This window comes from Rhizobium sp. A22-96, assembly GCF_053521805.1.
The window spans coordinates 480,679-499,796 of the sequence record NZ_JBNWDQ010000001.1 but is presented as its reverse complement, the minus strand read 5'-3'; the positions used below and the strand labels follow the sequence as shown (position 1 = coordinate 499,796).

General features: G+C 61.7%; 18 protein-coding genes. 6 read left to right on the top strand and 12 right to left on the bottom strand.

Features of this window, described 5'->3' with window-relative positions; translation table 11 throughout:
• Nucleotides 1-116: 116 nt before the first annotated feature.
• The 7 genes from ACQZ6F_RS02200 to ACQZ6F_RS02170 all read right to left on the bottom strand — a co-directional run bounded on the left by ACQZ6F_RS02200 (nucleotide 117) and on the right by ACQZ6F_RS02170 (nucleotide 5,924).
• Entirely contained in the window at nucleotides 117-1,415 is a 1,299-nt protein-coding gene (locus ACQZ6F_RS02200) for an NAD(P)/FAD-dependent oxidoreductase (protein WP_449092461.1), read from the bottom strand.
• Nucleotides 1,416-1,553: 138 nt separating this feature from the next.
• Entirely contained in the window at nucleotides 1,554-2,810 is a 1,257-nt protein-coding gene (locus tag ACQZ6F_RS02195; protein ID WP_449092460.1) for an ABC transporter substrate-binding protein, read from the bottom strand.
• A 52-nt stretch (nucleotides 2,811-2,862) separates the two neighbouring features.
• A complete protein-coding gene (locus ACQZ6F_RS02190; protein ID WP_449092459.1) occupies nucleotides 2,863-3,291 on the bottom strand; it encodes a hypothetical protein in 429 nt (142 codons plus the stop codon).
• On the bottom strand, nucleotides 3,288-4,343 hold the full coding sequence (locus tag ACQZ6F_RS02185) for an aldo/keto reductase (RefSeq protein ID WP_449092458.1): 1,056 nt from the start codon (nucleotides 4,341-4,343) through the stop codon (nucleotides 3,288-3,290). Before ACQZ6F_RS02185 ends, ACQZ6F_RS02190 begins: the two co-directional genes overlap by 4 nt.
• Nucleotides 4,344-4,349: 6 nt before the next feature.
• Complete coding sequence (locus ACQZ6F_RS02180) at nucleotides 4,350-4,703, bottom strand: TIGR04076 family protein (protein ID WP_449092457.1); 354 nt, start codon at nucleotides 4,701-4,703, stop codon at nucleotides 4,350-4,352.
• A gap of 1 nt (nucleotide 4,704) precedes the next feature.
• A complete protein-coding gene (locus ACQZ6F_RS02175; protein WP_449092456.1) occupies nucleotides 4,705-5,193 on the bottom strand; it encodes a DUF3830 family protein in 489 nt (162 codons plus the stop codon).
• On the bottom strand, nucleotides 5,190-5,924 hold the full coding sequence (locus ACQZ6F_RS02170; RefSeq protein WP_449092455.1) for a GntR family transcriptional regulator: 735 nt from the start codon (nucleotides 5,922-5,924) through the stop codon (nucleotides 5,190-5,192). Before ACQZ6F_RS02170 ends, ACQZ6F_RS02175 begins: the two co-directional genes overlap by 4 nt.
• A gap of 120 nt (nucleotides 5,925-6,044) precedes the next feature.
• Here ACQZ6F_RS02170 and ACQZ6F_RS02165 point away from each other — a divergent pair, with 120 nt between their 5' ends.
• The 6 genes from ACQZ6F_RS02165 to ACQZ6F_RS02140 all read left to right on the top strand — a co-directional run bounded on the left by ACQZ6F_RS02165 (nucleotide 6,045) and on the right by ACQZ6F_RS02140 (nucleotide 12,055).
• Entirely contained in the window at nucleotides 6,045-6,842 is a 798-nt protein-coding gene (locus tag ACQZ6F_RS02165; protein WP_449092454.1) for an ABC transporter ATP-binding protein, read from the top strand.
• Nucleotides 6,839-7,588, top strand: a complete 750-nt coding sequence (locus ACQZ6F_RS02160; protein ID WP_449092453.1) for an ABC transporter ATP-binding protein — start codon at nucleotides 6,839-6,841, stop codon at nucleotides 7,586-7,588. Before ACQZ6F_RS02165 ends, ACQZ6F_RS02160 begins: the two co-directional genes overlap by 4 nt.
• A complete protein-coding gene (locus ACQZ6F_RS02155; RefSeq protein ID WP_449092452.1) occupies nucleotides 7,585-8,493 on the top strand; it encodes a branched-chain amino acid ABC transporter permease in 909 nt (302 codons plus the stop codon). Before ACQZ6F_RS02160 ends, ACQZ6F_RS02155 begins: the two co-directional genes overlap by 4 nt.
• Nucleotides 8,490-9,473 (top strand): branched-chain amino acid ABC transporter permease, encoded by a 984-nt coding sequence (locus tag ACQZ6F_RS02150; protein ID WP_449092451.1) that lies wholly within the window; start codon nucleotides 8,490-8,492, stop codon nucleotides 9,471-9,473. The genes ACQZ6F_RS02155 and ACQZ6F_RS02150 overlap by 4 nt, the downstream gene beginning before the upstream one ends.
• A 215-nt stretch (nucleotides 9,474-9,688) precedes the next feature.
• Nucleotides 9,689-10,204: an AAA family ATPase gene (locus ACQZ6F_RS02145; protein WP_174074233.1), complete on the top strand. Its 516-nt coding sequence runs from the start codon at nucleotides 9,689-9,691 to the stop codon at nucleotides 10,202-10,204.
• 285 nt (nucleotides 10,205-10,489) lie between these two features.
• Complete coding sequence (locus tag ACQZ6F_RS02140) at nucleotides 10,490-12,055, top strand: GMC family oxidoreductase (RefSeq protein WP_449092450.1); 1,566 nt, start codon at nucleotides 10,490-10,492, stop codon at nucleotides 12,053-12,055.
• Between the two features lie 130 nt (nucleotides 12,056-12,185).
• Here ACQZ6F_RS02140 and ACQZ6F_RS02135 read toward each other — a convergent pair whose 3' ends face one another.
• From ACQZ6F_RS02135 to ACQZ6F_RS02115, 5 genes are read right to left on the bottom strand one after another with little or no spacing between them, the layout of a single operon-like run.
• The gene (locus ACQZ6F_RS02135) at nucleotides 12,186-13,712 is read right to left on the bottom strand and encodes an aldehyde dehydrogenase family protein (RefSeq protein ID WP_449092449.1); all 1,527 of its coding nucleotides are present in this window, start codon (nucleotides 13,710-13,712) and stop codon (nucleotides 12,186-12,188) included.
• The gene (locus ACQZ6F_RS02130) at nucleotides 13,709-14,518 is read right to left on the bottom strand and encodes a creatininase family protein (protein ID WP_449092448.1); all 810 of its coding nucleotides are present in this window, start codon (nucleotides 14,516-14,518) and stop codon (nucleotides 13,709-13,711) included. Before ACQZ6F_RS02130 ends, ACQZ6F_RS02135 begins: the two co-directional genes overlap by 4 nt.
• Entirely contained in the window at nucleotides 14,515-15,489 is a 975-nt protein-coding gene (locus ACQZ6F_RS02125; protein WP_449092447.1) for an ABC transporter permease, read from the bottom strand. Before ACQZ6F_RS02125 ends, ACQZ6F_RS02130 begins: the two co-directional genes overlap by 4 nt.
• 13 nt (nucleotides 15,490-15,502) lie before the next feature.
• Nucleotides 15,503-16,522: a Gfo/Idh/MocA family protein gene (locus ACQZ6F_RS02120; RefSeq protein WP_449092446.1), complete on the bottom strand. Its 1,020-nt coding sequence runs from the start codon at nucleotides 16,520-16,522 to the stop codon at nucleotides 15,503-15,505.
• A gap of 10 nt (nucleotides 16,523-16,532) precedes the next feature.
• On the bottom strand, nucleotides 16,533-19,088 hold the full coding sequence (locus tag ACQZ6F_RS02115; RefSeq protein ID WP_449092445.1) for an ATP-binding cassette domain-containing protein: 2,556 nt from the start codon (nucleotides 19,086-19,088) through the stop codon (nucleotides 16,533-16,535).
• Between the last annotated feature and the right edge of the window lie 30 nt (nucleotides 19,089-19,118).

Here is a 19,118-nt window from a genome sequence, read left to right as displayed (position 1 = left end):
AAAGCCATTTCGTTTTTACCGAGGCGCCCGGTTCGTGTTTTCTTTATCTATAGAATGAATAGATAATATCTGCGTTGGGAGTCACATCGCAGATGAGGATTGCCTGCGTCTGCCGGTCAAAGCCGGTTGGTCCGCCAGTCGTCAAAACGCGCATGTGCGAGCGCGAGCGAGGCGACGAGCGGCGTGAGGCTGTGGAAAGGCAGGGCACGCGCAGTTTTGAGAGGGATCGGTAGGGACGCGGCAGGTTCGCCAAGCGCCAGTCTGGCAAGTACGCGGCCAAGCTGCGCGGTCATCGCGATACCCCGGCCGTTGCAGCCGATGCCGCCAAAAAAGCCGTCTCCGAAACGATAAAGATGCGGCAGGAAATCCGGCGTCATGACGGCAACGCCGGTCCAGACGATTTCGACGCCCGGATGGCGGGTAAGGCGGAGTTCGGACACCAGGCGGTCGACGACGGCCCGGCCGACCCGCTCGAAGGCGCCTATCGGGTTGATGGCCATGCCGCCGCTGATCAGCCTGTTGTCGCGATCCAGCCGATAGGTGAAGAGATTGGAACGGGTGTCGCCAACCGGCCGCCGGTGCGGCGCAATGCGGGCAACGGTTTCCGCGTCGAGCGGCTTGGTTGCTACCTGGTAGACCCGGAGCGGCACACCGGTGCGCCCCATGCGCGATGCGATGCCGCCCGTGAAGGCGTTAGTCGCGAGAATAACCTGATCCGCCTCGATCTCCTTATTCGCGAAGGTGATCAGCCAACCGTTGCCTAGCCGAACGATCTTCTCGACCGGGCTCTCTTCGCAGATAGCGCCACCGCGCCGGGTTACGGCCTGTGCCAGGCCATAGAGATAATTCAGGGGATGGATGGTTCCGCCGGAATGGTCGATCAACCCGCCGGAATAAATCTCCATTCCTGTCTCGGCATGAATCGCGCGCGCATCGAGGAATTCGACGGGACGGCCTAGCTCTGCCCAGTCGCGGGCGCGTTGCCGCAGAACATCCGCCATGTCCTCGCCATAGGCCGGCTGCAGCCAGCCGGTTTGCGCGGCGTCGCAGGCAATTTCTTCCTCGGCGATCGTTGCATAGACCTGATCGGCCCCCGTCCCGACGAGCGATAGAAGAGCATCTGCCCTGTCGCGGGGCAGCTTTTGGCGAACCGTCGCCGGATCTACCTTGGCAAAATTCGGGACTACAAAGCCGGCATTCATGCCGCTTGCGCCAGCCCCCATCCGTCCGGCCTCGAGAACGGTGACGGAGCGGCCGGCGCGGAGAAGATGGAGCGCGGCCGTCAGCCCGGTGAAGCCGCCGCCGATCACCACAACATCGCAACGCGACGGTGCCCCGTGAGCAAGCTCAGGGGCAGGGCCGGCCGTCAGTGTCCAAAGCGTCGGATTGGTGGGGCGAGCAATATGGCTAGACATTCGCGGATATTCTTCCAAAACCTACGCCAGATAGCCGGCCCGATATGCCAGCCACCGAAAGAGATTGCTCAGGAGTTTTCAGAGGCAAGGCGCTCCGATCGAAACGCCTCGCAGTTTTGTAAGGTGAGGGCGCTGAGCTTACTTGATCTTGTCCTTGAGCGACGAGACGTCCTCCATCGACAGTTCGCCATCGGTCGCAACCTTGCCGTCGGCGATCTTCCAGAGACGGAACGGGCCGGTGATATCGCCATATTGATCGAAGGAAACCGGCCCGATGACGCCCTCGTAGCGGATCGGCTTGCCGTCCTTGATGAGATCGAGGGCCTTGGCGAACTCCTCCTTGCCGGCATAGATCGGCGTGCCCTTCGGATCGACGACCTTGAACATCGCATCCTTCAACTTGGATGTGTCGTCGCCGGCGATCGCCAGGGCCAACCCGACGATGGCGCCGGCATCATAGGCACGGTCGGCGGCCGGATTGGAGGGTTCGATGCCCGAGAATTCCTTGTAGTTCTTGTTGAAATAGTCGGTCGATGGCGTCGGAGTGGTGCCCGAGGACGTGCCGTAGGCATCCTTCAGGTAATCGGCGCCGACGGAATCGATAAAGTCCGGGCTGTTCATGCCGTCATTGAGCAGGAATTTCTGCGGGCCGCCCTGCGAGATCCAGGTGCGGGCAATGGTTGCGCCGTCGACCGGCGTGCTGACCAGATAGAGACCATCCGGGCTGCCGGCCATGCCGGCGGTGACTTCCGAGGCGTAGCTCGACTGCTTCTCATTATAGGGCGTGGTCGAGACGATCGTGCCGCCGAGCGCCTTGTAGGCCTTGGAGAATTCCGCAACCATGTTGACGCCGAAGTCGCTGTTGACGTGGATGATCGCCAGCTTCTTGAAGCCCTTGTCGATGGCATATTTCGCCGCCGCGATACCCTGCAGAGAATCCGAGGTGATGGTGCGGAAGAAGATGCCGTTGGTCTTGCCGTCGCGGCCGAGCGCCGTCAGTGTCGGCGAGGAGGCGGCAGGCGATACCTGCACGATCTTGGCAGGTGCGGTCACCGAAGTCAGGATCGGGATCGTCACTGAAGAGATGATGCCGCCGATGATGGCCGGCACCTTCTTGACCTGCACGAGCTGCGTCGCCGCATCGACGGCGACATTGCCCTGGCTCTGGCTGTCGCGGGTATCCGTGGCCAGATCGCAGCCATGCACACCGCCGGCGGCATTGATGTCGCGGAAGGCCATCTCGACGGACTTGGCACCCGCCTGGCCGTATTCGCCGGCCGGGCCGGTCAGTTCCATCACCAGGCCGACGGTTACCTTGCAATCAGCGGCATTGGCAGCACCGGCAGCGGCCAGGAGAGTCAGGGCCGTGGTGATCTGAAATATCGTTTTTTTCATCTTTGTTCCCCTTGTTCGGTCAACGATTTTCATTTTGGTTTTTGAGAACCTGTCAGTTGTCCGGCATCTGCAACCAGGTTTCATGCAGATGCTGCCATTCGACGCCGTTGGGTGCCGATGAACTTGCGGTAAAGAGCGCGCTTGCCTGGCGCCGGCTGTACTTGCCGGCGCGCGACTGCGCCTCGACATAAGTCAGGACGATGGTGTCCCCGGTTTCGTAACTCGCGCGGATATCTGAAATCTCGATGGTGAAGTTGCCCTGAAACGTCGCCCGGTTTGCACGGATGAGCTCGATGGTCTCGGCGCGGTCGAACATGCGGCCGGTCGGCGGGATCATGTGAAAGGCCCTGCCGAAGGTGCGCTCGCAGCGGCCGAAATCGGTGCTGTCGGCGGTTGCTGCGTCGTACCAGGCCTCAAAGAAGCGATGGAAATCCAGAACTTCGGCGCTGGCCTTCTCGAATAGTGGTGAACCCTGGCTCATTTCTTCCCCGCATTCAGGTTGTAGTGCATGATCGAACCGTGCCGGCCGGTGCGGTCGCGTTCCAGTGTGTAGACATCGCCTTCCGGCCCACGGGCTCGGTCGATGATCGCTGCGATCTGCCGGCGGTCTTCGTCGGATAGTTCGATATCCATGATCTTCGCGTTGGCGAGGGCGTGCGCCTGATTGCGGGCGCCGACAATCACGGCGGCGACCAGCGGCTGCTCCAGCACCCAGGCGCTGGCGATGGTGGCGATGTCGACGCCGTGCCGCGCGCCGATTGTCTTCAGCGTGCCGAGCAGCGACTGGAACAGGTCCCAACCGCCGAAATCGTCGATGATCAGCTTGTATTTGACCAGCGACCGGTTTTCGAGCGGCATCTCCGGCTCGGGCTGTCCCAGCCATTTGTCGCTGAGGAAGCCGCCGGCCACCGAGCCGTAGCAAAGGAACTTGACGTTGTTTTCCCCGGCGAGTTGCGCGAGCCCATGGGTGGGTCGCTGGTCGAGAACCGAATATTGCAGCTGCTGGCTGACCAGGGGGATGCCGGCATTGAGGATTTCGGCGATATGCGGCGTGTCGAAGTTCGTCGTGCCGACATTGCGCACCTTGCCTTCGCGGCGCATCTCGTCAAGCCAGCCAAGCGCGTCGAGATAGCCGGGCAATGCATAGTCCCACCAGTGGAACTGGACGAGATCGATCTGCTCGGTTTTGAGCTTGCGCAGCGACTTGTCGACGATGCCGCCGATATAGTCACGGTCGATGGTGGCAAGCTTCTCCAGATCCGGCACAAGCTTGGTGTGCACCTTCATGGCTCTTGCCGCTTCGGCGCCACGCTCGTTGAAAAGCCGCTCTCGCGCCTCGCCGATCAGCTCCTCGACGCCGGTATAGATATCGGCGCAGTCATAGGTGCGGATACCGGCATCGAAGGCAGCGATCAGATCGGTGACGGCCTGCGATCGATCGACGGTGCCATGGCCTCCCGCCAGCTGCCAGCCGCCGCGGATGACGCGCGAAATCCTGTATCCGGGGCTCAGTTCGAAGGTCTGGGCATGCATCTGTGTTCATTCTCCTTCGGGCAACGGCACGGCCGTTGTTTCGGCATGGCTGAACCGCCGCTTGCCCGTCCTGACGATCCGCAGCCGGCTCGCGCAGTTCGGGTCGGGGCAGGCGATTTCCGCGTCCGAGGTCATCCAGTCATTCTTGTGGGTCGGTCGCTGTTTCGCCGCCAGTAAGGGCAGCACGGCGGAAATGGAGTAGATCGAGAAGCCCTGGCCCGGTGGCAGCGAGAGCATTTCGCCCTTGAGTTCGAAATAGTCACCGGCCTTGGCGCCGCAATAGATCGGCTTGCCTTCGGGGATGACGGCCTCGATACGAAGATCGAAGAGTTCGAAACTGTCGTCGGCTTGCGTTGCCATCTCAGATCTCCGCGCGCTCGAACGTCACGTCGCAGGCACCGTTGCGGCGGATGATGCCGCAGGCGGCGGCGAACTGCTCGCGCTCCTCTGGCCGGACCTGCGCGACGACGCTGCCGGCGAGCCAGCCAATCGGGAAGAGCAGCCGCGCACCCGGTCCATAGAACAGGCCGATGTCGAAGATCGCATCGGGATTGCCGCCCCACATGCGCGGCGGCACATAGCTCAGCACGATATCGCCGGGCTGTGGCGTCAGCGTCGCGTTTTCAGCCGGCAGTGCAGCGGCATAGGAGGCGCCCTTCAGGTGTGCTGCAGGGATCGGGCAGGAAATTTCCGGGCCGGTCCACATCGCATGAATGCCGGCAACGACCCGGGGCTCGCTCAGATAATTCCAGAGAAAGACGGCATTATCGGGCGCCTTTGCTTCGAGAAGCGGTGCGAACACGCTAAGGCCGGAGCGCTGTTCGGAAATCTTGATGGCGCGGTGGCTCATGCGGATGTGCCTTTCTTGGAATCGGCTTCCAGTTTGTTGCGCAGGAACACGAAGGGGCGGCTGATGTCGGCGACCAGTGCTTCGCGAGCCTCCGCGGCGTCCTGTCTGGCAAGTGCCTTGACGATGGTGCGGTGGTAATGGGCCGTGTCGACTTCGCCGGCATCCGAAAAAGCGTAGATGGCGACTCGGATGCAGGGCCCCGATTGCAGCCACAGGCTCTCGATCATCGGGATCAAGACGGCCGAGCCGCAGGCGCGGTAGATTTCGAAATGGAAGGCCTGGTTGAGCGTCACCTCGCGGTCGACATCCTTCTTTTGCTTCAGCGCGCGCATCTCGTCCCATTCGCTGAGCATGGTCTCGATGGTCGAGATCTGCTTCGGGGTCATGCGGGTCGCCGCCAGCGCAATAGCCTCGCCCTCGATCAGGATGCGGGCGCGCAAGAGGTCGTCCATGCGCTCCAGCGTAATTGGCGGCACGCGCACGGAGCGGTTGGGGAGGGCTTCCAGCGCTTTTTCGGTGATCAGTCGCCCGAGAGCTTCGCGCACCGGCATGGTGCTGGTCATCAGCGCATCGGCCAGCCCCCGGATCGTCAACACTTGGCTGGGTTCGAACAGGCCGCCGATCAAAGCACGGCGCAGCTCGGAATAGACCCGATCCTGAACGGTCTCGCGGCCAACGGGCGCAAGCTGTGCGGCAATCGGATCGCTCTTTTCGGCGGCGGCCTTTTGCATTCGAAATCCCTTTTTGGCTTGCGGAGAAGATTAAAGCTGATTAGCGTGATCAATGCAAGTGTGATCACAAATCAAATAATCAGGGTGCGGCATTGATCGTTTCCCGACCAGAGGGATCTCATGAGTACGACAAGTGAACGGCAAGGGGAGGAAGCCCGGCCTGTTCTGAGCGCCAGGAATGTGGTGCGGCGTTTCGGCGGCGTCACCGCCGTCAACGACGTTTCATTCCAGATACGGCAAGGTGAAATTCTAGGCCTCATCGGCCCCAATGGCGCAGGCAAGACGACGATGTTCGATCTGCTGGCCGGCAGCGTTGCGCCGAGCAGCGGCGAAATCAGTTTGAACGGCGCGTCGGTTGCAGGCGAGACGGCTCATCGCCGTATCGGCCGCGGCCTCGGCCGAACGTTTCAGATTCCACGTCCTTTCCCCAATCTGACGCTTCTCGACAATGTCATGCTCGCTGCCCAGGGGCAGTCCGGGGAGCGGCTGCTGTCGAATTTTCTGCGTCCCATGAAGGTTGCTACGCAGGAGAAGGCGGCCCAGGCGAAGGCCATGGAGTTGCTCGATCTGGTCCACCTGACACGGCTGGCGCATGAGCCTGCGAGGGTGCTCTCGGGTGGCCAGCGCAAGCTTCTGGAGCTTGCCCGCGTGATGATGGCCGATCCCGCGCTCATTCTGCTGGATGAGCCGGCAGCCGGCGTCAACGCGACGCTTCTTGAGACGATCATCGACCGCATCCGCGACATCAACCAGCGCGGCGTCACTTTTCTTCTTATCGAACACAATATCGATATGGTCACGCGCCTGTGCCATCGCGTCCTCGTCATGGCGAGCGGCCAGCTCCTTTGCGAGGGTACGCCGGATGAGGTGGCCCGCGATCCGCGCGTCATCGAAGCCTATCTGGGAGGCGCTGCATGAGCGAGCCCGTCCTCATCGTTCGCGATCTCGTCGCCGGTTACGAGCCCGGCGTGCCGATCGTGCGTGGCGCTTCGATCAAGGTCGCCGAAAAGGAGATTGTCGTCGTCCTCGGCCCCAACGGCGCCGGAAAGTCGAGCTTTATCAAGGCAATTGCGGGCCTGGTTCCGATCGAAAGCGGCAAGGTGGAGCTAGCCGGCAAGGATATCACGGGTGCGCCTGCTCACACCATGGTGCGGCTCGGTCTGGCCTTCGTGCCGCAGACGGAAAACGTCTTTCCTCTGATGTCGGTGGACGACAATCTCAAGGTTGCCGGCGGCATCCTCAAGGCGAAGGAAGTGCCTGCTCGTATCGAGGAAATGTACGCGACCTTTCCGGATCTGGCTCGTCATCGCCGCATTGCCGCCGGAAATCTCTCGGGCGGGCAGCGGCAGATGCTGGCGGTCGCGCGCGCCCTCATCGTGTATCCGAAGCTTCTCGTGCTGGATGAGCCCTCGGCAGGTCTTTCGCCAAAATTCGTCTCGATGGTCTTCGAGATGCTGACTGACATCCGTAGGTCGGGCGTCACCATTCTTCTGGTCGAGCAGAATGCCAAGGCTGCCCTTTCGATCGGCGACCGAGCCTATGTCCTCGTCGAGGGTAAGGACAGGCATGAGGGGGTAGCGTCGGAATTGTGGAACGACCCTGTCGTCGCCGAACTCTATCTCGGCCAACGCCCAACCGTCTCTAAAGCAGGAGGTGCGGCATGAACCTGCAATTCATCGTCGACGGCCTGCTGACAGGCTCGATGATCGGCCTTGGTGCCATCGGCGTGACGCTGACCTATTCGATCCTGCGCTTCTCGAATTTCGCCCATGGCGATTTCATGGCCTGGGGCACCTATGCGACGCTGGCTGTCGTCAGCGCCATCGGAGCCATCTTCGGCAAGGTCGCGCCGATCGGGCCGTTGTCCTTCGGTTGGCCGTTAATCGTGGCGGTCATTGTCGCCATGGGCTTCACCGGCCTGCTCGCTCTGTCTCTGGACAAGATCCTGTTTTCCAGGCTTAGATCCAAGGGGCAGTCGATCATCGTGGTCATGGCGAGCTTCGGCGCTTCCATGGCCCTGCGCAGCCTGCTCGAATTCCTCTTCACCTCGCGGCCGACCTATTTCAGCCGCGCCATTCAGATCGCCATGCCCGTCGGCTTCGGCATTCGCATCACGCCCGACCAGATCGTGCTTCTGATCGTCACGGCATTGCTCGTTCTCGGCGTGCATATACTGATCACGAAAACCCAAACGGGCCGCTCCATGCAGGCACTTAGCCAGAACCCGGCACTTGCGCGTGTCGTCGGCATCGATGTCGCCAAGGTGGTTCGCGTCACCTGGCTGATCGGCGGGGGCTTGGCCTGCGTTGCCGGCGTCATGATCGGCATTCTCGTGCAGATCCGCCCGCTGATGGGCTTCGACATGTTGCTGCCGATGTTCGCAGCCGCCATCCTCGGCGGCATAGGAAGCGTGCCGGGCGCTGTTCTTGGCGGCCTGATCATCGGTCTTGCCGAGGCTGGCGCAGTTCAGCTCATCGGGGCCGAATGGCGCGCCGCCGTCTCCTTCATCATCCTGATGGCGGTGCTGTTCATCCGGCCCATCGGCCTTTTCGGAGTAAGGGAACGATGATGGATATTCTCGGCTATGGCGCATTCTTCCTGACGACGGCGCTTATTTTTTCCTTCATCACCCTCGGGCTGAATTTGCAGTGGGGTCTGACCGGTCTCTTCAACGTCGGCCTTGCCGGCTTCGTCGCCATCGGTGCCTACACGTCGGCGCTTCTGACGACGCCGGAGACCGCGGGCCGCTTCGGCGGGTTCGATCTGCCGATTGCTGTCGGCTGGCTCGGTGCGATGATTGTCGCCGGTCTTGCAGCCGCCATTATTGGGATTGCGACGCTGCGGCTGAAATCGGACTATCTCGCCATCACCACATTCGGCGTGGCGGTGGTCGTCCAACTCGTGGCGCTGAATGCGCAGAGCCTGACCGGAGGCCCCTTCGGCATCGGCTTCATTCCGCGTCCTTTCGCCAGCCTTGCTGAAACGCCATTGCTTTTCAACTTCGCCAATCTCGGCGTCGTGGTCGCGGTGTTGTTGGTCGTCTATCTGGCGCTCGAGCATCTGTCGCGCAGCCCTTGGGGGCGCGTGCTGAAGGCGCTGCGTGAGGACGAGCGCGCCGCCGTTTCGCTCGGCAAGAGCGCCCGCTTTTATCGCGTCCAGGCCTTCGCCGTCGGCGGCGCCATCATGGGGCTTGCCGGCGCCCTGCAGGCCCATTTCATCGGCTTTATCGCGCCGGATAATTACGTTCCGATCCTGACTTTCCAGGTCTGGGTCATGTTGATCGTCGGCGGCTCGGGTAGCAATAAAGGCGCGGTTATCGGCAGCGTCGTGGTCTGGGCGATATGGGCAGGCTCCGGCGCCTTGACGAGTGCGCTCGTCTCGCCGGAACAGCAGGCGCGGGCCGCATCCCTGCAGATCGTGGCGATCGGCGTCATGCTCTGTATCATCCTGTTGGTGCGTCCTGGCGGCTTGTTCGGGGATATGCCGCGACGCCGCCGCCCGGATGCGCCGGAGTCATTGCCGAAAACAGGCGAGAGGGGTGCCTCCTGACGGAGTTGGCGGAGCCGATGTAGTTGATGTCGGTTCGAGGTTTGACGACGCGGGAACCTATGATACTGAGAGACATGGACAAGGTTCGCAGCACAGCCACGCAGATTATTCTCGCCATTCACTGAATGGTGGGTCGGATGTCTTTGTCCAGTAAATCAACCCGCCCTCGAGGCGGGTTTTCCATTTCCGTCTTGCGGGCTTTCCCGGAGTCGGAAATGTCAGACCAAGAATTCAACGACGTCCCCCAGGCCACCCATCGAGCGACACTGCATATGCTGTGCGGAAAGATCGCGGCTGGAAAATCCACCCTGACGGCTGAGTTGGGCCGTATGCCATCCACCGTGGTCATCAGCGAGGATTTCTGGCTCAGTCGCCTGTTTGGCCCAGAGATGAAGGATGTTGGCGACTATATCCGCTGCTCGCGCCGGCTGCGCGATGCCATTGGCCCCCATATTCAGGAACTGCTGCGCATGGGACTGTCGGTCGTGCTCGATTTTCCGGCAAACACGCCCGCCATGCGTTCATGGATGAGAACGCTTTTCGAAGCGGCGGGAGCTGATCATTGCCTCCACTTCCTCGACGTGCCCGACGAGGTCTGCAAGGCGCGCCTTCGCGCACGCAATGCGGCCGGCACGCATGACTTCGCCGCCTCCGATGCAGAATTCGAACAGATCTCCAGCTATTTCGTCGCACCCTCGGAACCGGAAGGGTTCAAAGTCATTCTATCGTAGGCATGAAGAACATAGGCTTGCCGATGATTGATAGCATCAGCCTTTTATCGGCAAGTACCAACTGTGACTGCAAACCAGCGACAATTTCCAAGCCGACTTTGATGTCTCTGCCGTGGCGATCGGCTTTGACGTGGAGCAACATTAAGCAACATAGTTTCATATACAAAATTACATTTACATATAAACCGATATATGTTCATCTTGATCTCGTCGGTCTTCCTGTGATCGATTGTAGGGAGAGCGTCGCGTAGCCATTATCCAACGAACAGAACGGGGAATGACCGCATGCCTTATGACGTCATCGTTGTTGGTGCCGGAGCCGCAGGCGCAGTGCTTGCCGCCCGATTGACGGAAGATCCGAACAAGAGGGTGCTGTTGCTGGAGGCCGGCCCGGATTATCGCAGCAGCGAGCAACCCGCAGAGATGCAAAGTCCGAACCCGTTCAATCTGCTTTTGCCGCGCCGCTTTCAGGACGCTTACATGTATCCGGATCTGATGGCGCGGCGAACGAGCAGGCAGCCGTACCGTGTCTATTGGCGCGGCAAGGGCATGGGCGGCTCGACTGCGGTCAACGGTCAGATCGCCATTCGCGGCATGCTGCATGCCTTCGATCGCTGGGCCGATATCGGCTGCAGCGGATGGTCCGGCACCGATGTGCTTCCCTTCTTCAACCGGCTCGAAGAGGATCCGATCGTTGCGGATTATCACGGTCGCAGCGGGCCTACTCCAATCTATCGCGCTCCGGTCGAGACATGGGGCAATGTCGACAAGGCGATGCGCGAGAGCGCACTGGCCCTCGGCCATGTCTGGAACGACGATCTGAACGATCCGGAAGCAGATGGCGTGTGCTGCTATCCCATTAATAGCCGTGGCGGCAAGCGCGTTTCGGTCAATGATGCTTATCTGGAGCCGGCGCGTGGCCGTGCCAATCTGACTATCGTCGGATCGGCGATGGTGGACAAGGTGATATTCGATGGCCGCAGGGCGACCGGTGTAAGTGCCATCATCAATGGTCAGGTGAAGACATTTCTTGCGCCGCTCGTCATTCTTTCGGCCGGCTCCATTCACTCGCCGGTCATTCTGCAGCGCTCCGGTATCGGTCCGACCTCGTTGTTGAGGAAGCGTGGGGTGGAGGTTATTGCTGACCTGCCGGTCGGAGAGAATTTTTTCGATCACCCTTACTGCCGCATCGAGCTCAAGCTGAAGAGCGAATTCAAGGCGACCGACGTCGATGCGCGGCATACCAACTGCTGCGTTCGCATGAGTTCGGGTCTGCCGGGAGCTGAGCGCGACGATATTCTCTTCGTGTCGATGAACCATGGCGGGATCGGCGTCGAGTCGGATAGCGCGCAGTTCGGCGAGGCAATGATCAACCTGATCCTCATGGAGGCCAAGAGCCGGGGTTCGGTCTGCCTGCGGTCTGCCAATCCGTTCGATCAGCCTGTCGTCGACGAGAACATGCTATCCCATCCGCTTGATCTGGCGCGTATGCGTGACGGCTACCGCCATCTCGGCAAGATGGCGGCGCAGGCATCGATCCAGGCCATCACCGAAAGCATATTGCTTGGTGATTCCGATCAGCCTCTCTCCTGGCTCGATACGGCCAGCGATGTGGCGGTGGAGGATTTCCTGCTGACGCAATCCTCCGATGCGCAGCACGGCATCGGTGGTTGCAGCATGGGGCGGGCAGGAGCCGGCGTCGTCGATCCGGATTGCCGCGTCAATGGTTTCGATGGTTTGCGCGTCATCGACGCCTCGATCATGCCGCTCGACTGTCAAGCCAACACGAATCTGACAACCATCATGATCGGCGAGAAAATGGCCGACAGGCTGCGTCGGGCCTTCCGCTGAATGCGGAGGGAGGCGGCGTAACGCAGCTGCCGTGCGATAGACTATGATTGCTTTCCCCACCTGGCCTTCGCTTCTTTGTAAGCGAAGGCCGTTTTTTATCTCGCGCCGGTATGGGCCGGTCGCATCTGATTTACCGTGAGATATCGATCGTCATCGTCTTGAGATCGCACATATCCATCAACGTGTGACGGCCACCCGTTCGGCCGAGGCCGCTCTGAGTTCCCGCTGCGCCGCCGGCTGGAATATGCGGCTCCCAATAGCAGCTCTTCTCATTGACGTTGACGATGCCGACACGGAGGCTTTCGGTGAAGAAGAAGGCTCTCTTGATCGTGTTGGTGAAGACTGCGGCCGACAGGCCGTAAGGGCTGGAGGCTGCAAGCTCCAGTGCTTCTTCATCCGTGTCAAATGTCAGCACGGGGGCGACAGGGCCGAAGGATTCCTCGACGTTGAGGAGACTTTCGGAGGTCAGGCCCGTCACGACCGTCGGTTCGAAATAGAGATTGGTGGGTAGCCCGGAAGCGATATTACCTCCTGTCACAACGCGGGCCTGACGAGCATGGGCATCAGCCATGTGGCTCAGCATCTTGTCGAGCGAGGCGGCGTTGTTGAGCGGCCCCATCGTCGTCGATGGGTCGAAGGGGTCGCCCATGCGCACCTTGCCGGCCGCCTTGATCAGTCCGTCCACGAAGCGATCATGCACGGATCTGTGAACCAGAACACGTTCGGTCGCGGTGCAGATCTGTCCGGCATTGGCAAAGCAGCCTGCGCCGATCTCGGCGGCGGCCACGTCGATATCGGCATCGGCGAGCACGATGGTCGGGCCGTTGCCACCCATCTCGAGCAGTAGTGGCTTGCCCGCACCGCGGCGTGCGATCGTCGCCCCCGTTGCAGAACTGCCGGTAAAGCCGATGGCATGTGTACCCGGATGGATGACGGCCTCATCGCCCACTTCCGCGCCATCCCCGAGAACGAGGTTGATGACACCGTCCGGCAGACCGGCTTCGATCATGCATTCCATCAGCGCCACTGCGATAAGCGATGTTGTGGGTGCGGGCACCCAGACGACGGTGTTACCGGTCGCGACCGTTGGACCGAGATAATAGAGGCAAGGAAGGGCTGCCGGGAAATTCCACGGCGTGATAATGGCGAAGACGCCCTTCGGCTGCAAGAAGCTGAAGGCGCGCTTGTTGGCATCGGCGACCGGGAAGGCCGCCGTTTCCAGCCATTTGATTTGTTCGGCAGCGTTGCGGAAGCCGAGTGCTGCCGCTGCAACTTCCCCCTTTGCCTCGGCATGAAAGGGCTTGCCCTGCTCGAGGCACAGGAGCCGGGCGAGCTCCTCGGCGCGGCGATCGATTGCGTCGGCAATCTTCGTACATAGGGCCGCGCGGGCAAAGACGCCCATCCTGCGCATGGTTTCGCGCGCGGATTCCGCGGCAGCCACCGCACGCCCGACATCGGCGCGGGTCGACAGTGCCAGATATCCCAGCCTCTCGCCGGTTGCCGGACTATCGACCGCAAGGAATGTGCCGGCGCTGCCGGCGACCCATTGCGAGCCGATGCGGTTGAGGCCGACGCGTGCGCCGGATTCCGTTTCCTGGACAACGGGTATGCCGCGCAGGTTCGGGCCGTCGATCGAGGACTTGAAATGGAATGTCATGGCGATCTCCTTTGACCATAGTCCGACTGGATCTTGAGGATTGTGGCGCGGCTGCGCTCGACGGCTTCGGCGAACAGGGTTTCGCCGGCTTGTCTCGATGCCTGCGAAGGTGTGCCGATGACGCCGTTGTCGCGGATCGTCTCGAACGGCCGCCACACGGTGACGGCCGAGCCGGCGAACAGATGCGGATCCGGCCAGGAAGGTGGCGTCGTGCCCTCAGGGATCAAAGATTCGCGAACGCTCGCCGGGATGACGTGCATCATCAGGGAGGTCTCGAGCGCGCAGGCATGGCCGGTGCCGCCGGCCGCGTCGGGCAGGGCCTTGGCCGCCACGTCGGCAATCAGGTCGAAATAGGTGAAGCCGGCGGAGGTGATACCGCGTTGACCGAGCTTGGTGACCGCCACCTGTATGGCGGCGCGGTTGCCGCCATGTCCGTTGAGGATGACAGGCAGAAAGCCGTCCTCGGAAAGGCAGGTGCAGAGATCGACAAGAACGGCGATGAATGTGTCCTGGCTCAGGCTCATCGTTCCCGCAAAGGCGCGATGATGATGCGAAGAACCATAGGCCAGGGGTTCGCAGACGCGCATGGTCTCTTCGCCTTCGGCCGCAGCGAGCGCCACGGCATGGGCAAGCCAGATGTCGACGCCGAGCGGCAGATGTGGACCATGCTGTTCGACTGCGCCGACCGGAAGGATCGCGACCGGTCTCTTCGGCCCGCCGTCGCTGAGCATCTTCGCATCCGGCGAGGTCATGAAGGCAAAACCGGCGGCGCCCTTGGTGCTGGTTTTGTCGTTGGAAGAACTCATCGCGCGGCCTCCACGAGGCGAGCCTTCGCATAGGTCATGCCGGCATCGGCAAGGAGTGCTGCGATGATGATGGCGCCTTTGTAGAGCTCCAGGCTCGACGGGTCCGTGCCGAAGATGCGCAGCGCGGTCGTCAGCAGGCTGACGATCAGCGCGCCGACGACGGCGCCCCAGACCGTGCCGCGCCCGCCGAAGATGCTGGTGCCACCAAGAACGGCAGCGGCGATCGCATCGAGCAGCAGCGAGGTCCCGCCAATATTCGGCGTGACGATGGGAACGCGGCTGATCATGACGAAGGCGGTCAGAAAGACGAAAAGGCCGGATGCGCAATAGACGAGGATGATGTGTCTGGTGACCGGGATGCCGGCAAGTTGTGCCGCCGCGGCGTCCGAGCCGAGGGCATAGGTCCTGAGCCCGAATGCGCTGCGGCGCATCAACACGGCAGCGATCAGGACGATGATGAGCGTTGCGAAAATGACGTTCGGTATCCCGAAGCTGCGTTCGACGCCGATGAATTTCAAGGCCGGCTCGCGCAGCACCAGCACCCCCTTGGAGGCGACGCCGAGCGTTGCGCCCTGCAGTGCCACCATGGTTGCAAGCGTCGTGACGAAAGGCGGGATTCTCAGCAGCGCAATGACGAGGCCATTTAGAAGGCCGACAAGGAGCATGGTGACGAGTGCGATTGCGAGCGCGCCCGGCAGGCCGAGGCCTGCATCGATCAAGGTCGCGATCAACACGGCGCAGAAGGCAACGCCGATGCCAGCCGAGAGGTCGATGCCGGCTGTCAGGAGCACGATCAGTGCTCCAAGAGCGAGCACCGCAATGGGGGTCGCCTGCGACACGATATTGATCAGGCTCTGCGCCGAAATCACGCGCGGGTCGGCGGCACTGAAGACCACCAGCAGCAACACCAGCAGGATTACCGGCGAAAGGTCGAGAACGCGCCTCAGTCGAAGGTTGTTTGTCGTCGTCATCGTTGGTTTCGCCTCAAATTGCCCAATCTTCCACCGTTTCACGTCTGCCGGTCTCGACGCTGCGCAGGATGGCATCGTTGACGGCAACGGCCCGCAAGGCATCCTCGACCGGCATGACGAAGGGCTTTTCGGATCGGACAGCCGAAATGAAGTGCCTGACCTCCTCGTAGAGATCGCCGGTGATGTGCCCGTTCGTCGTCGGCCAGTGCTGACTATCGGGCAGGGACCAGGACCCGCGTGACAGCAGGCGCAGGCCGTGGTCGCGGACATCGAGATCGATCAGGCCCTCAGTGCCGACGACTTCGGTGCGCGCCCATATGCCTGTCGGAGCGCTATCCGGCAGCGTCCAGCCGAAATGGAGCTGGCCGCTCATGCCGTTCGACATTTCGACCGTTGAAAAGATCGCATCCTCCGACGCGACGCCGAGGGATGGCATGAGCTTGGAGACCGAGCGCGAATAGACCGCCGTGATGTCGGCGCCGCTGATCCATTGCAGCATGTCGATATCGTGGATGCCCAGATAGAAGCAGACACTCGACCTGCCATTCATCCGCTGGCCGACATCGCGCTTTGTGAAACGGCCGCTGCTGGCATGGATCGGCTGGCCGATGCGGCCCTCGCGCACAGCGGCAGCCGCCTCGTAATAGCGGGGATCGAAGCGAAGAATATGGGCGACCAGCAGACGCGCGCCGCTTCTTTTCGCTGATCTGGCGATGGCCTTGGCCGCATCGAGCGTATGAGCCATCGGCTTTTCGAGAAGGACCGGCTTGCCCGCCTCCAGCAATTCGCAGGTGACGGCTTCGTGCAGCCGGTCAGGTGCGGCGACGATATAGGCATCGGCCGCGCCGGCACCGAGAGCCGACCCGGCATCCGCAAAATGCGAAACACCGAACTCTGCTGCTGCCTGTCTGCCAAGCTCGGCATTCGGGTCGATGATCGCGGATACTTCGGCAAGATCACTGTCGGCGACCACGCGGGCATGCAAAAGTCCCATGAAACCGGCGCCGACGATTGCTATACGCAGTCTGTTCATCGAACGGCCCTCACGCAACATGTTGCGGCGCGCCAAGGGCGTCGCTCGGATTGATATTCGGAGGGCGGATGCTTTCGCTGAAGGCCAGCGCCATGACGTCCTGTTCACTGGCGCCGCGGCCGAGTTCGCCGACCGAGCGGCCCTCGCGCATGACGATGATGCGATCGGCGACGCCGAGCACTTCAGGCAGCTCGCTCGATACCATCAGGATGGCGGCGCCCTGCCGTTTCAGCTCGGCGATGAGGTGATGCAGCTCGGACTTGGCGCCGACATCGACACCGCGCGTCGGCTCGTCGAGCAGGATGATCTGCGGTTTCGTCGCCAGCCATTTGCCGATGACGACCTTCTGCTGGTTGCCGCCGGAAAGCTCGATCGTCTTCTTGTCCGGCTGAGCCGGCCGCACCCCGAGCGAGGCGATCAACTCACCCGCCAAATGGCTGATCCGGCGCGGTGACAGCAGGCCGAAACGGCTGTTGCCGCGTATCCAGGCGAGCGAGAGATTGTCGCGGATGGACATGGTGCCGACAAAGCCCTCAAGGTGCCGGTCTTCCGGTATATAGACGATGCCGGCGCGGTTTGCGGCCTTGATATCGCTGCCCGACTGGTTTTTGCCGAAGATCTCGATGGAGCCTTCATGCAGAGTTTCCAGGCCGGCGATGAGACGCAGGACTTCCGAGCGGCCGCTGCCCATGAGCCCGGCAATGGCGACGATCTCGCCGCGATGGACACAGAGCGAGGCCGATTTCAGCAGCTTGCCGTTCGAGGCGTCGAATATCTCGATCGCCTTTTCGCGAATGTCGGCCTTGAGGTAGGGGAAGATGTCGCCCAACTCGCGACCGACCATCATGGAAACGATCTCCGCCTCGCTCGTCAGCCGCGTCTCGCGCTCACCGATGAATTTGCCGTCACGCAACACGACCACGCGGTCGCATTGGCTGAAGATCTCTTCCATCTTATGCGAGATGTAGAGAATGCCGGCGCCACGCTGCCTGAGCTTGGCAATCAGCTCGTAGAGATGATCCCGTTCGCGATTGGAGAGGGCACTCGTCGGCTCGTCCATGATGAAAAGCCATGCGTCGGAGAGAACGGCGCGGGCGATTTCCACCATTTGCTGGCGTCCGACGGAGAGGGTCCGCAACTCCGCGTCGATGTCGATATCGAGCGACAGCTCCTGCATGATCGCGGTGGCTTCGCGGCGCATGCGGCGGCGGTCGAGCAAACCCAAGCGGGTATGCGGCTCGCGGCCGACGAAGAGGTTCTCGGCGACGGTGAGATCAGGCGAAAGGCTGAAGTGCTGGTGGATGACGCTGATGCCCTTAGCATCGCTCGGGGCATGAAAATCGACCAGTCGGCCGTCAATAGCGATCTCGCCTTCGTCGGGTCGATAGACACCCGATATGCATTTCACCAGAGTGGATTTACCGGCACCGTTTTCGCCGGCGAGCGCCACGACCTCGCCTGAGGAAATCGCGAAGGAAACGCTATCGAGCGCCTTGACGCCCGGGAATGACTTGCCAAGCGCCCTCAGTTCTATGTGGCGGCGCGCCGGCGTTCTTACCACCTCATTCTGAGGTGGAGCGGCCTTTGGCCCTTCGCTTTTGCGACGATTGCCCGTGACGAATGCAGTGATGCTCTCCGGTTGGCTGGCCAGCACCGCAACGAGAATGAGCGCGCCGGTGATGTAGTAGATGACGATCTGCGGCACCTGCAAAAAGGAAAGCCCAGTATTGATGACGCCGAGAAGCAATGCCCCGATCGCCGTTCCCCAGATGGAGCCTTGTCCGCCGGAAAGCCTGGTGCCGCCGACGATTGCTGCCGTGATGGCGGTGAATTCGAGGCCGGTGCCGGCAAGCGGCTGGGCCGAGCCAAGCCGGCCGATCGTCAGGATGGCGCCGAGACCGGCAGTGGCACCGGCAATCAGATAGACCGAGATGCGCACGAGGGTGACCGGCACCATGGAGGCCCGCGCCGCATCGGCATTGCCGCCGACGGCGTAGATCCAGCGGCCATAGACAGTGCGGGCGAGGACGAACCACCATGCAAGGAGGCAGATTGCGGCCGCGACGATAGCCGCCGGAATTGGCCCGATGCTTTCGCGCCCGGCATAGAGGATGATCGGATTGTCGATGGCGATGCTCGATGCGCCGGAAAGACTGAGCGACAGTCCGCGTGCAAAGGCCATGGTCGCGAGCGTCGCGATGAAGGGGGAAATGCCGGCAAAGCCGATCAGCACGCCGTTCAGCAGGCCGATGACGGAGCCCGCTAGGATCGCCGTTATCAGTGTTGCCGCAGCCGAGCCGGTCGATGCGTAGACGAGGCCTGCGGCCACGCCGGAAAACGCCAGCGTACTGCCGACGGAAATATCGATGCCACGAGCAATGATGACTGCGGTCATGGCGAAGGCAACGAGCGCGATCACCGCGCTCTGCTGGGCGATACTGACGAAATTGCCGGTCGCGAGGAACCGAGGGTCGATCCAGCCGAAGACGGCGACCGCGACGATGAGGACGATGACAAGCACCGGCTCGTTGCGGCGGAGCAGGTATGAAATCTGATTTTGAAACATGGTCGGCCGCCTCTCGAACACGATGCGCAT